We start from the raw sequence: 13,052 nt of genomic DNA, 5'->3' as shown, positions 1-13,052 counted from the left end.
CGTTCCTGCTCGATACGATGATCTGACTCACACACAGAGATTGGAGTCACCGTGACAATTGATCAGAAAACGGTCGACGCGTGGTTGGCAGAAGTGCAGGCCGGTGAAGTCGATGTCGCCGCGAAGCTGTGCGACAGCCACCCGAAGGATGCCGTCGCTTTCACCTTCGTTGACCATGACCTCAACATTGAGAAGCTGACGTATGGGCAGCTGGGGGAGCGCAGCCGTAAGCTCGCCGGCCACTTCAAGTCCATGGGCATCGGTGAGGGCGACCGCGTGGGTGTTCTGCTGACCAAGCGCGAAGAGCTCGTGGTGACCCTCGTGGCCCTCGTCCGCCTGGGCGCGGTCTACATTCCGCTGTTCACCGCCTTTGCAACCCCGGCGGTGGAAATGCGGATGAAGGCATCCGATGCCAAGCTCGTCGTCACGGAAGACTCACAGCTGTTCAAAGTCGAACCGCTGGGCCTGCCGGTGTTCATGGCAGGCGACGAATACCAGCGAGCGCTTGAAACCGCTGAACCTGTCACGGAAAACTACCTTGCCGCACCGGACCACCCGTTCCTGCAGCTGTACACCTCGGGCACTACGGGTGCCCCCAAGGGCGTGCCGGTCCCCGTGCGAGCGCTCGCGGCCTTTAAGACGTACATGAAGATCAGCCTCGACGTCCGCGATGACGACGTCTTCTGGAACGCCGCGGACCCCGGTTGGGCGTACGGCCTGTACTACGGCGTTGTCGGGCCTCTCGCTATCGGGGTGCCCAACATCCTCTACACCGGCAAAGCAGGCCCCGAGGACACCCTGCGCGTCCTCACCGAACTGGGCGTGACGAACTTCGCCGGCGCTCCGACGCTCTACCGCACCCTGGCCAAAGCAGATACCGATCAGAAGGCCAATCTCCGCAGGGCGTCGTCAGCCGGTGAGCCGCTGACGGCCGACATCCTCGCGTGGTCGCCGGACGCTCTGGGCTGTGAAGTCCGCGACCAGTACGGCCAGACCGAACTGGGCATGGTCATCTGCAGCCACTGGGCCGACGGCTACCGCCAGCCGGTCAAAAAGGGCTCCATGGGCCGACCCATGCCCGGCATTTCAGCCGATGTTGTCGAAGGCGTCATCGCTATCGACACCCACAACAGCCCGAACTTCTGGTTCATGGGCTACCACAACGAACCCGAACGCACCGCGGTGCGCTACTCCGATGACGGCCGCTGGTACCTGACCGGCGACCTCGGCCGCATTGACGAAGACGGCGATGTGTTCTTCGCCAGCCGCGATGACGACCTCATCCTCATGGCCGGTTACCGCATCAGCCCGTTCGATGTTGAATCAGTGCTCGTCGAACACGACTCCGTTGCGGATGTCGCTGTTGTCGGCCGCCCCGACCCCGAGGGCGTGCGCGGCGAGATCGCCGAAGCGTTCATCGTTCTGCGCCCAGGCTGGACCGGCAGCGACGAACTGGCAAAAGAACTCCAGCAGGCAGTCCGCGAAGGCTACTCCGCCCACGCCTATCCGCGCCGCTTCCACTTTGTGGACGAACTGCCGAAAACCCCGTCGGGCAAAACACAGCGCTACAAACTCAAAGAATACGAAGGCTGAGCTAGCCGCATAGCTAGCTGTGCCCGGGTGGGAAAGGGCTCCCCACCCGGGCACAGCTGTTCAGATGACCCCCTTCCGAGGTGCCGCCGGTTTTTCGGGGGACAGGCACCTCGGGGGGGGGGGGATGTCCGCTGTTCAGCCCTGGACGCTGCTGGTATGCCCCTGCCAGGCGGCGTCGCGCAGCTGGAACTTCTGGATTTTGCCGGTGGAGGTTTTGGGCAGTTCGTCGACGATTTCGATGACTTTCGGCACTTTGTATCGGGCAATGTGTGTGCGCACGTGCTCGATGATCTCCTGCGGCTGCGCCTTAGTCCCAGGGCGCAGAACGACGAACGCGGCGGGGCGCTCACCCCAGTCCTTGTCGGGAATGCCGATGACTGCGACCTCGCTCACCGCAGGGTGAGAGCCCACAGCGTGTTCAACTTCGATGGTCGAAATGTTCTCCCCGCCGGAAATGACGACGCCCTTGGCGCGGTCGCGGATTTCGACATAGCCGTCCTCGTGCCACACAGCGAGGTCACCGGAGTGGAACCACCCGCCGGCAAAGGCCTTCGCTGTTGCTGCTTCGTCGCGGTAGTAGCCGGCCATGACGGTGTTGCCGCGCATGACGATCTCACCGACCGTCACTCCGTCGCGCGGAACATCGATCAGGTGACCGTCAGCGTCAGGGGAGGCCTCGACCACGCGAATGGGGTCGGAGAGCACTTGGGCGACACCCTGCCGAGCCTGGAATCGGGCGCGGTGCGGGGTGGGCAGCTGCGCCCATTCGGTCTGCGGTTCGCACACCGTGTACGGCCCGTAGGTTTCAGTCAGTCCGTACACGTGCAGAACGGTGAATCCGAGTTCCTCGACTTCCGACAGCGTGGTGGGGCTCAGCGGTGCCGCCGCCGAGGTGATCGTCAGCGGGTGCGCCAGCTGATGCGCCTCAGGGGCGTGGGTGATGGTGCGGATGACAGTGGGTGCTGCGCACAGGTGGGTGAGACGGTGGTGTTGGATCAGTCGCCACACCTCGTCGCTGCGCACAGCCCGCAGACCCACCTGGAGGCTGCCGGCGGCAACAAGAGCCCACGGGTTCGTCCAGCCGTTGCAGTGGAACATCGGCAGCGTCCACAGGTAGCGGCTGTCGTGATTCAGTCCCAAGTGGGTCACCTGGTTGACGGCGTTGAGGTAGCTGCCGCGGTGCGTGTAGAGAACACCCTTGGGCTTGCCCGTGGTGCCGGAGGTGTAGTTGAGGCAGATGTGCCGGTTCTCGTCATCGACACTCCAGTCCAAGGCGGTGTCGGCTGTCGCTGTGTTGGAACTGCTGGCAGCCAGCAGGTCTTCGAACGGTGTGCCGACCTGTGGGGCCGAGGTGCCGGCCGGGTTGTCTGCCGGACCGCTTCCCGGGCTGTCAGCGTGCGGGTCTGTCACAACGCCGATGGTGGTGACACTCGCCAGTTCATCTGCGATGTCTGCGATGGTCGGCAGGAACTCGGCGTCGATGATGAGTGCCTTTGCCCCGGAGTGATCGAGGATGTAGCGGACTTCCTCCTGCGCCAGGCGGGTGTTGATGGCTACGAGCACACCGTCGATGAGCGGCACGGCATAGTGGGCGGCCAGCATCTCCGGCACGTTCGGAAGCATGTAGGCCACGCGGTCACCCGGCTGGATTCCCAGGTCAAGGAACATGCGTGCGCGCGCCTCCGCGGCTTCTTTGAGCTCGGCAAAAGTCCAGACTGTGTCCTTGTAGTCAATGGCCGGACTGTCCGGGAACACTTCGGCAGAGCGTTCGAGGAACGACAGCGGGGTCAGCTGAGTGATCCAGGGTTGCACATGGTCTCCTTTGGTTCGGTGTGTTCTGTATCTTGACCCAACACAACCACGCCGCGCGTCCATCAGGGGGTGAAAATGTCACAGGCCGACCGGCTGCCGGTGCAGCGGTCGGCCTGTGACATTTCAGTCTGGTTTGAGGGCCGAACCTCAGGAGGGACTCGGTTCAGTCGTCGTCTTCGGTGCCCGTGCTGGTGCGTGAGCCCAGTTCGCCGTCCAAGCGAAGCAGACCGGAGCCGTCGCCGTCGATCAGTTCGAGCTGGCCGACGATTTCACCGACGGTGTCTTCTTCTTCCAGCTGTTCGTCGACGAACCAGTTGAGAATCGGGCGAGCGTCGATGTCGCCTGCTGCTTCAGCCGCGCGGTAGAGCTCACGGATAGCTTCTGAAACCTTCTTTTCGTGGTCGAGCGCAGCCTTGAAGATGGTCAGCGCCGACGGGTCAGCAGCCACGTTCGGTGCTGACAGGGAGCCGATCACAGGCGCACCACCGCGGGCCAGCAGGTGGTTGATGAACTTATTGGCGTGCTCGATTTCTTCGTCAGCCTGCGCTCGCAGCCAGGTGGCGAAACCCGAAAGGTCCTGCTTGTCAGCTTCAATTGCCAGCTGGCGGTAGACCATGTTGGCTTCGAATTCGAGGGTGATCTGTTCGTTGAACTTTGCTTCGAGCTCTGGTGTGAGAGTCATGACCCCATTGTAGAAGTTCCAGCTGTGAGTTGGAAGAGAGCGGGAGGAAAAGCATGTGGAAAAGCAAATGGGGCTCGGAAGCGTGCGCTTCCGAGCCCCGAAGAGCCAAGTGGGTCAGATCACCCGGCCGAGAAGATGTTCTCGACAGCTTCCTTGAACTTGTCGCCCAGCGTACCGCTGGCGCCGTTTGCCGCAGCGATGGCGATGGTGAGAACGACAACGACGACAAGTGCGATTGCCAGGTATTCAATGGAGACGGCGCCCTTTTCCCCTGCGCGGGCCTGGAGTGCTTCGACGCGGTCCTGGATGCTGTTGCTCATCTTGAGAAGAGTAGTCATTGGGTTACCTTCCGGGTTTCCACTGTGTGTACGTTTTCTACTATCTCGGATTTCTGTGAATATTCCCAGGGCCCTGGGACCGTTAGTTGTGCCCACTGGCTTCGGTTTTCCTTTGGGCCCATGTGCGGCAGGAGCAGTCAGCGGTCCAGGCGGATGGTGTACATCTTTTTGAACGCGCGTTTGTCCCAGGTCACAAGAACACCCTCAGCATACTGTGCCGTTGCTGTGCCCTTGGCGCTGACACACTGCAGAGTCCAGGCTTGTACTGTGCCATTCGGCAAAGGTGCACACGCCAGGCCCCTGGGGGCTACGACCTGGGCTGTCGCAGATGACTTTCCGCCGATCGTCGGTACGAACTTCTTGCCCTGCGGGCTTTCGCTCTGCTTTGCCCGGTAGACGTCGACGCTGATGCGATTGCCGCCACCGGGCATGTACGACGTCACGGTGCCCCCGTCGTTCTTCCGCGCATAGCTGATGGCGGTTGGATATGCGCTAGCTGCGGCCGCAGCCCAGAAGGGCTCCGGCGGCTTGTAGGTGAATTTGAGGGAGGACTCCTTTTTGTCGGTCCCTCCGGTCTCAGGGAGGATGCCGCCGCCGTGGCTGGGCCTGTCGCTGCCCTTCGGGCTGTTCTGTGCGCGCAGCCACGCCTCGATCCACTTTTCACGAGCATCTTCTGCCGCCGCCGTAGCGGCAGCGTCAGCACTCTTCTGCGTGCTTGAACGCACATCGACCGCCTCTGCGAAGACCATAAAGGCCAGTGCCGCGCCGATGACCGCCAGGGACGTGAGGAGAACGGAAATCGAAACCTGGCCGGATTCTCCACCGGCACGCTGACTACCAGGCTGCAGACGGTGCGCGGCCACGGGAACATCAGCCGTGTCTGATTGAACGCTCATCGGAGCTTCCTTTCTCGGTCGCCTGTTTCTTCCGCCCGGCACTGGTCAGTTGGGGATCGCCACTGTGCGCAGCCACACGCTGACGGCTTCCGCACGGCTTGAAACGCTGAGCTTAGCGAAGATGTGGTTGACGTGGTTTTTGACGGTCTTTTCACTCAGGAACAGGGTTTCGGCTATAACGCGGTTTGTCAGGCCGTCGGCAATGAGCTCCATGACTTCGCGCTCTCTCTGCGAGAGGTTGAACGGTGCGGATCCGCCGGCGGCCGGAGTCCTGGCAGCCTGTCGAGCTGCCGCTTCCGCGGCTGCTTTGTCGCCAGCTTTGTCGTCGCCGGCGGCCAACGCCGCTGCCTCTGCACCCCCGGGTGGAAAAAACGCTCCGGCTGCCGTTTCGGAAATGAGGAACGAACCCGCGGCGACGGACCGGAGGCTGTGGGCAAAGCTGTCAGGGTCGAACTCCGTATAGACCACGTACCCGCGCGCACCCGCTTGGAGAGCGGCTTTGATGATTTCGGTTTCTTCGCTGTGCGACAGCATGACGACGGTGCTGAACTCTGACAGCTCAGCCGCCGCCGCGATTCCGTCGGTGCCGGGCATGCGAACGTCGAGCAGGCAGATGTCCGGCTGGGTTTCGCGTCCCTTCTCAATGGCTTCGGCCCCGTCGGCGGCAACGGCGACGAGTTCGAAATCCTCAAGAGCTGTGATGATGTGCTCAAGGCCCACCCGCACAACAGAATTATCGTCAGCTATGAGAATGCGAAGCTTTTGTGTCATGTTCCTGTCCTTTCAGCGGTGCATTGATGCTGATGGTCGTTCCGGTCCCGGGTTTGGAGTCGATGTCGACTCGGCCGCCGATGGACGCTGCGCGCTCGCGCATACCGGTCAGGCCGTAGTGCCCGACGCTGCTGTCGAAGGTTCCGCGGCGCATGCCGGTTCCCCTGTCGCTGACGATCGCTGTGATGCCTCCGGGCAGCGATCGGATGACGACGTCGACCTGGTCCGCCCCACTGTGCTTAGCGGCGTTGATGACGGCCTCTTCGACGATTTTGCGGACCACGTAGGCCGCGGGGTCGGATGAGCGCAGGTGGCGAAGTTCGAGTTCTGTGTTGACTGTTATGTCGTAGAGAGTGCCGAGTTCCTCCAGTGCCTGCTGAAGCGATTCTTGTGCCGGGGTCTGTGCCCCGTCCCGCAGGTCGGTGAGGATTTTTCGGGACTCTTTGACTGCTTCATTGGCAGCGTGTGAAATGGTTTTGGCGGTCTCGGCGCATTCTGGGTGCTTCATTCGCAGTGCAGTTGCCTGCAGACCGATGCCCACCAGAGTCTTCGTCAGAGAATCGTGGAGTTCGCGCGCCAGGCGCGAACGCTCTTCTCCCAGTGCTGCGTCGTGGGCGCTCTGCGCTGACTGTTCGAGTGCAGCGTCGATCCGCCACTGAAGCGTGCGCAGTGTCGCGCCCATGTGGACGCAGACCAGCAGCGTAATGATGGTCGCCCAGACGGGTACCGAGACTATCAGCGGAGGTGAGTGTGCGCCGTCGGGGTTGAGGATGATGACCGTTGCGTACACCACGATGATGAGAATCGTGATGAGGTGGCGGTACGACGCTTCGAAGAGCATTCCCACGAGGAACGCGCCGCACGCCAGATAGGCGGTGTAGACGATCGAAGAGTTCGATACTGCGGCGAGGACCGTAGACAAGGTGACGTCGAGCAGAACGGTTGCGGGGTGCTTGACAATGAACGGCACAACGACTGACCAGGTGAGGATGAGCGTGAGGGTGGTTGCCGTCGTCAGTGCGGCAAAGACAACCGCGAATGGTGTGGGAGGTTCGTCACGCCAGGTGAGGACCATCGGCAGGTTGGCCAGCAGGCGCATGAACAGCACCAGTTTGGCCGCCTGGATGAGAACCTGTCCAGCCTGCCATTCGGAGCGTGACCACGAAGGCTTCATTGTCGCAGCTTTCCGAAGATGTCGGCGAAGTCAACCGAGTAGAACATGGCTACGCCGATGAGCAGCATTGTGGCCGGCACCATAATGAGCGATACAACAGCAGAGATCTTCGGATTGGCCTTCGACGCCTTCTGACGTGCGCGCTGAGCTGTCACCTGGCGCATGTCGAGCGCGATCTGATTGAGGGCCTCTGTCAGAGGTGATCCGAGTTCTTCTGACTGCATGAGAGCGACGACAAAAGAATCAAGGGAGTTCGACGACGTGCGCGCACGCAGATCCGCGAAAGCCTCGGCGCGGGACTGACCCACGTCCATTTGGCGAAGAACCAGCTGCATTTCCTCAGCAAGCGGACCCTCAGACCTTTCGATAACACGTTCGAGCGCTCCGCGGAATGACAGCCCAGCGGACACCGTCACAGCCAGAACATCGAGAAAGTCGGGAAGATCGTCTTCAATCTTCTCCTGGCGCTCGGCAGCTTTCGACCACAGGGCAATGTCCGGGATGAAGAACAGTGCGAGCAGAATTCCCAGCGCCAACAGCCAGTAGCCGAAGTACCCTCCGACAAGAAGAGCAGGTGCCGTACCCAGCAGCAGCAGGCGGGTCTTGGTCGTTATGAACTGGGAGAAGCTCGCGTAGTCGTCCTTGCCGGACTCCACGATCTTGCGGGTCATGAAGTTTCGGTAACCGGACCCCAGAATCTTCTCGAATTCGCCGCTGATGGCAACGGCCAGGCGGCTGATGGGGCCGTTGTCGGCTTTCTGCTGTTGAATCGGCCCGCGAACAAGGGCGCGATCCTGTTCTGACAGTGAGTCCAGAGGGTCAGAGCGCATCATGCTCAGACCGCGGTAGGCGACGAGGAAGACGAGAAGGGCACAGAGCCCGAAGACGAGCGCAATCACAGTTTGACCCTCGTCAGGCGGTTGATCAGAACGATTCCAAGAACATAGGCGCCGCAGACGGCAACAAGGACGATCTGTCCGACAATGGAGCTTGTCATGTCGTGGAGCACCCGGTTGTTGAACATGGTGAGCAGCGCGAGCAGCGTGATGCCCATGCCGGCGACCATGTAGCCGGTGTAGCTCGATTCGGCGACGATTGTGCGGACCTCGCGGCTGGTTTCCTTGCGCGTCTCCAATGTGAACGACAGGTCGCGCAGAGCGCTGATGAGTGAACCGCCCGAACGGTGGGAAATGACCAGGGTGGATACGAGTACGCCCAGGTCACGGCCTGGAACCCGATCACGCAGCCGTTCGAAGGCGACGTCCAGCGGTGTGCCCATGTCGAGTTCGCGTGACAGGATGCGGATTTCACGCCCGGCGGGGTCGGGCAGTTCGCTGCCGGCAATGTGGAGGGCCGTGTGAATCGATAGCCCGGCGCCGGTTGTCGACGCCAGAATTCGAGCGAACTCGGGCAGCTGCGCGACGATCTTTTCGTATTGCCGGCGATGGAGAATCGTCAGCACGTAGATCGAGCAGGCGAAGACTCCGGCACCCAGAAGAAGAGCCCAGTGCACGGCCATGATCTTGTCAAGCACGTAGGCCACAAGGAGCGATATGACCGTCATTCCAAGGATGAATTCGCTGACGCGAATGCGCCGCACATCGGCTTCTTTCATGAGCTGCTGAAGCTTGCGCACGGGCGCTGCTCGCAGCAGCAGGCGATCGAGTGGATTGAAGACGGCAGCACGGAATCCGGCGTGGCGGATGAGGGAGCGTTCGCGTTGGATGATCGCCTGTTGGTCCAGGGTGCCCATCGCAAAGGCAGCGAGGCCGATCGCGCCGAGAACGATGACCACCCCGGCGATGAGCACAAGAACTGCTGCGCTCATGGCCGTGCCCCCGGCGTTCTGCTGGGACGTGCTGTTCCGCGAGCCTCCAAGATTTCGACGGGAAGCGATTCGCCGGCAAGCCACATGCGGTGGGAAATGGCTTCGGGCAGCGGGTGGAAGACAAAGCGTCCCGTCACAGTCCGCTGTTCCGTGATGGGGTCTGCTACGAAGTCCATGATCGGAGCCAGTGTGAATTCCTCACGGCTTTGCGATGTCACCGCGGCGATCTCTGAAATGCGGCGCGAACCGTCAACACCGCGGTTGAGCTGGACGATGAGGTCGACAGCGGAGTTGATCTGGTCGCGCAGAGCCGCGTAGGGAATCGACAGTTCGCTCATAGAAGCCAGCGTTTCCAAACGCGATACCGCATCAGCGGCGTTATTGGCGTGGACGGTCACCAGCGAGCCGTCGTGACCGGTGTTCATTGCCTGCAGCATGTCGAGGGTCTCACCGCCGCGAACCTCACCGACGATGATGCGGTCTGGGCGCATACGGAGGCTGTTGCGGACCAGGTCGCGGATGGTGACCTGACCCTTTCCTTCGATGTTGGCCGGGCGCGACTCCAGCCGAACCACGTGGGGCTGCTGGAGCTGAAGCTCCGCCGAGTCTTCAATCGTGACGATGCGGTCAGCATCGGAGATCAGACCCGAGAGCGCGTTGAGCATTGTCGTCTTGCCCGTACCCGTACCGCCGGAGACCACAATGTTGAAGCGTGCGCGCACGCAGGCTGTGAGAAAGTCGCGGGCGACCGGGTCGAGCGATCCCTTGCGAATGAGATCATCAAGGGTGAACGGGGTGGGGAAGCGGCGAATCGTCATAGTGGGCCCGTCAAGTGCCAGCGGCGGCACGATGACGTTGACTCGCTCACCGGTCGGCAGGCGTGCGTCGACCATGGGGGAGGACTCGTCAACGCGGCGGTTGACGGCTGCGACGATCCTGTCGATGGTCTGCATGAGCTGCGCGTCGTTCGAAAAGCCCATGTCGAGCTTCTGAATGCGGCCTCGCCGTTCAACGTAGACGTCGTTAGGTCCGTTGACCATGATTTCGGTGACGGAAGGGTCAGCCAGAAGAGGTTCCAGAACGCCCAGGCCAAGCGCTTCGTCGACGACGCGGCGGATGAGTGACTGCCGGGCGGAGGCCGACATAACCGGGCCGGACTGCGAGATGAGGTGGCTGAGTACACGCTCGAGTCGGATACGACGCTGTGTGGCGTCGTATTTGCTCAGTTCGTCGAGGTCGACTTCTTCCAGCAGCATCTGCCGGTATGAGCGGATGGCCTGCTGTTCTGCGCTGAGCTGACCGGAGTTGGCGAATTCGAGTTCACCGCTGTGTTTGTTGCGCACACGGTTGAGAAGCGACATCAGAGGGGCTCCGTCCGTACGAAGTGTGCAGTCCGGGTGACCGTCATCGGGGGAACCACATCGGACACCCACGACATTCCGAGGTACGGCATGTCGATCTGCACTGTGCAGTTGATTTCCTTATAGCCGCCGCAGGTCGCGCGGGTTCCGCTCCGAAGGGATTCGCTGACTGCGGCGTAGGCGGCCGGCGTTCCGGTGCCTACTGCGATCGCTTCGGCCCGAGCGCCGTTGCGGGCTGCGTGATTGGCCTGAGACAGTGCATGCATTGCGAGCATGATCTGAATGCCGATGAGCCCGGCCACCAGCAGCAGGGATGCGCTGCCGAGGAACTCAATGCTGACGACGCCGCGCTCGCCGTTGGCCGAAGAGCGCAGCCGCTGTTTGATTCCGCGAAGACCGATCACGACGGCTCCTTCACGATTCCAGCGCTGGCAGGAATTTCCAGTGCAAAGTCAACAGATTTGGGCACGAGGGTCGGGGTGGCCATGCGGACGGTGACGCGGCCACCTGAGGTGCTGACGGTCATGTCGTCAGCCCAGCCGTCGGGAGTTGCGCTGACAGCCGCCGTGGTGGGATTGGCTCCGACTGCGGCGGCGCGCGCACCTTCGTCGGCTGCGTGGGAGGCGAACACGAACGTGAGGCCGACCAGCACCATCTGGAATGCGATTGCGGTGAACAGGCCGAAAAGACCCGTGATGGCAAGCGCTTCGATGCTGACCGCTCCGCGTTCAGCATCAGACCTGGCCGCCCTGCGATAGCGGCTGCGCGGCCGTGGCCGTTTGAGCTCTGGTTCAGCACTGCTGCTGTTCAGCATTGCCTGCAGGGCTGCAGCTTGTGAGCCGCTGTCGGAGGGAGTGTGCGCGGTCGGTGCTTCTGTGTCCCTGTTTGGTGGTGTGTGGACGGTCGGGGCTTCCGCATCGCGGTTCGGCGGTGTGTGCGGAGTGGGCGTTTCTGCCTGCTTGCTTGGAGCTGAGTGCAGAATCGGAGCTTCTGCATCTCTGCTCGCAGTTGGGTGCAGGGTCGGTGCTTTTGCGTCTCTGCTTGCCAGCGAACGCAGCAGCGGTGCTTCCGAAGCCCTGCTGACCGATGCTGAATGCAGCGTCGCTTTGCCCTGCAGTGAACGCACCTTCGGGGCTTCTGCTTCTCTTCTTGGTGCAGAATGCTGGGCTGAAGTCTCCGCGTCTGTGCTCGGCAGTGAACGCAGCCGCGGGGCTTCCGCACGCTGGAAAGCGCCGGTGGGCTGGCTGCCGACTTCCGGAGGGTGATTCGGTCGAGGCGGAAACTGGTTGTTGTCAGCCTGGGCTTGCGCAGCTTGACCGCTGTTGCGCACGGGTTCTGGAACAGCTTCGTCGGAGTGGCTGGCCTTCTTCTTGTCCGCACGGCCGCCGAAGCGCTGGCGCTGGCGTTTGTCCTGAATGGACGGCGGGGCGATGATTCCCAGCTCGTGAAGTATGCCGTCGATGTCTTGTTTCCATGACGGCGACGTCAGTTCGGGATCGCGTTGGTTGACAGCTGATTCGAGGCCTCTGGTGTCGTCGTGGACGACGGCATTGAGCAGTGGGTAGTTCAGAATCCGCTTTGCGGCACTGGGCCCGAGGCTGCTGTTCTTCGTCACCTTGTTCAGAACAATCCGAACGGTCCCGCCCGTTTGGACGTTCAGCCTGTCCCAGAGCTCTGTCTGTCGGTGAACACCGCGCAGGCTGAGCACGTCGAGGGTCGACACACTGAGGATGGTGTCGGCCATTTCGAGTGCAGTCGCACCGGCTTCTCCGATGACGGACCCGATGTCGATGATGACGAGGTCGGTTCGAGCCGCGAGCATGCTGAGTATCTGACGAGCCGCGAATTCGGTGACGAGCTCGCCTTCTTCACCGCGCTCCGGGCCGAAGAGAATCTGCAGACCGCTTGGGTGCCGGAAGAGAACATCGTCAAGATGGCGGGGAGTCAGCTCTTCGATGACCCCCAAGAGGTCAATGAGCTGTCGGCTGCGGGGAACGTCGAGCAGAATCGACGCATCGGGCTTCTGCAGGTCCAAGTCGACGAAGACGATTCGGTCGTTGGGCCGATGCTCGGCCGCCTGCAGTGCAAGGTGCAGTGCCAGAGTCGTCGTCCCAGTGCCGCCCTTGGCACCGGCGGTAACGAGAATCCGGCCCCCGCGATCCAGGCTGCTGTCAGTATGGGTAGACACGACGTCGCGCAGAACCGTCGACCACCCGACAGCGCTTTCGACAAGACTGGCAATCTCTTCATAGGACAGCGGGAACCGCACCACACCGCGAGCGCCGTTGGACAGCGCCGCCGTGTAGTCCTCGGGCTGGGGATCAGTTACGACAGCCAGAATGGCGCTTGTCGGCTGGCGAACACCGAGTTCGCGAATGAGGTCCCACTGATTCATGGGGGTCGAGTTCTCGTCGATCACCAGGAGATCAATAGAGCCCTCGCGTGGTTGGGCCAGACGATGAAGCAGAGCGTGAGAGGTCGCAAAGATCTGGCCGATTTCGACATCGGCGGCGCTGAGTGCCTCCCGGATCTGCCAGGCTCGCTGTTCATCGGCACTGACGATGAGCGCGGTGGTCATTGTGTGATTCCTCCTGTGT

The 13,052-nt window shown here is 61.9% G+C and carries 12 protein-coding genes; 1 reads left to right on the top strand and 11 read right to left on the bottom strand.

The genetic code is table 11. The annotated features are described in order from the left end of the window. Positions 1-51: 51 nt before the first annotated feature. Positions 52-1,593, top strand: a complete 1,542-nt coding sequence (locus HMPREF3162_RS08300; RefSeq protein ID WP_256282699.1) for an AMP-binding protein — start codon at positions 52-54, stop codon at positions 1,591-1,593. Positions 1,594-1,728: 135 nt separating this feature from the next. Here the strand turns inward: HMPREF3162_RS08300 and HMPREF3162_RS08295 are convergent, their stop codons facing one another. The 11 genes from HMPREF3162_RS08295 to HMPREF3162_RS08245 all read right to left on the bottom strand — a co-directional run bounded on the left by HMPREF3162_RS08295 (position 1,729) and on the right by HMPREF3162_RS08245 (position 13,033). Continuing rightward, a complete protein-coding gene (locus HMPREF3162_RS08295) occupies positions 1,729-3,405 on the bottom strand; it encodes a long-chain-fatty-acid--CoA ligase (protein ID WP_070777569.1) in 1,677 nt (558 codons plus the stop codon). A 163-nt stretch (positions 3,406-3,568) separates the two neighbouring features. Beyond that, positions 3,569-4,087 carry a ferritin gene (locus HMPREF3162_RS08290; protein WP_070574973.1) on the bottom strand — a complete coding sequence of 173 codons (519 nt, stop codon included), beginning with the start codon at positions 4,085-4,087 and terminating at the stop codon, positions 3,569-3,571. Positions 4,088-4,206: 119 nt separating this feature from the next. Continuing rightward, positions 4,207-4,425, bottom strand: coding sequence for a hypothetical protein (locus HMPREF3162_RS08285; protein ID WP_070574970.1), 219 nt, complete (start codon positions 4,423-4,425; stop codon positions 4,207-4,209). Positions 4,426-4,562: 137 nt separating this feature from the next. Further along, the gene (locus HMPREF3162_RS08280) at positions 4,563-5,321 is read right to left on the bottom strand and encodes a hypothetical protein (RefSeq protein WP_070777568.1); all 759 of its coding nucleotides are present in this window, start codon (positions 5,319-5,321) and stop codon (positions 4,563-4,565) included. Between the two features lie 45 nt (positions 5,322-5,366). Continuing rightward, entirely contained in the window at positions 5,367-6,092 is a 726-nt protein-coding gene (locus HMPREF3162_RS08275) for a LuxR C-terminal-related transcriptional regulator (protein WP_070574963.1), read from the bottom strand. Beyond that, complete coding sequence (locus tag HMPREF3162_RS08270) at positions 6,061-7,266, bottom strand: sensor histidine kinase (protein WP_070777567.1); 1,206 nt, start codon at positions 7,264-7,266, stop codon at positions 6,061-6,063. Before HMPREF3162_RS08270 ends, HMPREF3162_RS08275 begins: the two co-directional genes overlap by 32 nt. Further along, a complete protein-coding gene (locus HMPREF3162_RS08265) occupies positions 7,263-8,165 on the bottom strand; it encodes a type II secretion system F family protein (protein ID WP_070574958.1) in 903 nt (300 codons plus the stop codon). Before HMPREF3162_RS08265 ends, HMPREF3162_RS08270 begins: the two co-directional genes overlap by 4 nt. Next, the gene (locus HMPREF3162_RS08260) at positions 8,162-9,094 is read right to left on the bottom strand and encodes a type II secretion system F family protein (protein WP_070574955.1); all 933 of its coding nucleotides are present in this window, start codon (positions 9,092-9,094) and stop codon (positions 8,162-8,164) included. Before HMPREF3162_RS08260 ends, HMPREF3162_RS08265 begins: the two co-directional genes overlap by 4 nt. Continuing rightward, the gene (locus HMPREF3162_RS08255) at positions 9,091-10,455 is read right to left on the bottom strand and encodes a TadA family conjugal transfer-associated ATPase (RefSeq protein ID WP_070574952.1); all 1,365 of its coding nucleotides are present in this window, start codon (positions 10,453-10,455) and stop codon (positions 9,091-9,093) included. Before HMPREF3162_RS08255 ends, HMPREF3162_RS08260 begins: the two co-directional genes overlap by 4 nt. Then, the gene (locus HMPREF3162_RS08250; RefSeq protein ID WP_070574949.1) at positions 10,455-10,859 is read right to left on the bottom strand and encodes a TadE/TadG family type IV pilus assembly protein; all 405 of its coding nucleotides are present in this window, start codon (positions 10,857-10,859) and stop codon (positions 10,455-10,457) included. Before HMPREF3162_RS08250 ends, HMPREF3162_RS08255 begins: the two co-directional genes overlap by 1 nt. Beyond that, positions 10,856-13,033, bottom strand: a complete 2,178-nt coding sequence (locus HMPREF3162_RS08245) for a CpaE/TadZ family protein (RefSeq protein ID WP_070574946.1) — start codon at positions 13,031-13,033, stop codon at positions 10,856-10,858. Before HMPREF3162_RS08245 ends, HMPREF3162_RS08250 begins: the two co-directional genes overlap by 4 nt. Positions 13,034-13,052: the final 19 nt, after the last annotated feature.

The sequence above is a fragment of the Brevibacterium sp. HMSC07C04 genome (genome assembly GCF_001815905.1).
Classification (GTDB): domain Bacteria; phylum Actinomycetota; class Actinomycetes; order Actinomycetales; family Brevibacteriaceae; genus Brevibacterium.
Note: the sequence above shows the minus strand (reverse complement) of the source record. Positions and strands in the feature narration are given on the sequence as shown.

Excerpts from the sequence above, each read along its gene's own strand:
- HMPREF3162_RS08245 (WP_070574946.1), bottom strand. The coding sequence starts at position 13,033 with ATGACCACCGCGCTCATCGTCAGTGCCGATGAACAGCGAGCCTGGCAG.
- HMPREF3162_RS08270 (WP_070777567.1), bottom strand. The coding sequence starts at position 7,266 with ATGAAGCCTTCGTGGTCACGCTCCGAATGGCAGGCTGGACAGGTTCTC.
- HMPREF3162_RS08290 (WP_070574973.1), bottom strand. The coding sequence starts at position 4,087 with ATGACTCTCACACCAGAGCTCGAAGCAAAGTTCAACGAACAGATCACC.
- HMPREF3162_RS08285 (WP_070574970.1), bottom strand. The coding sequence starts at position 4,425 with ATGACTACTCTTCTCAAGATGAGCAACAGCATCCAGGACCGCGTCGAA.
- HMPREF3162_RS08275 (WP_070574963.1), bottom strand. The coding sequence starts at position 6,092 with ATGACACAAAAGCTTCGCATTCTCATAGCTGACGATAATTCTGTTGTG.
- HMPREF3162_RS08260 (WP_070574955.1), bottom strand. The coding sequence starts at position 9,094 with ATGAGCGCAGCAGTTCTTGTGCTCATCGCCGGGGTGGTCATCGTTCTC.
- HMPREF3162_RS08255 (WP_070574952.1), bottom strand. The coding sequence starts at position 10,455 with ATGTCGCTTCTCAACCGTGTGCGCAACAAACACAGCGGTGAACTCGAA.
- HMPREF3162_RS08280 (WP_070777568.1), bottom strand. The coding sequence starts at position 5,321 with ATGAGCGTTCAATCAGACACGGCTGATGTTCCCGTGGCCGCGCACCGT.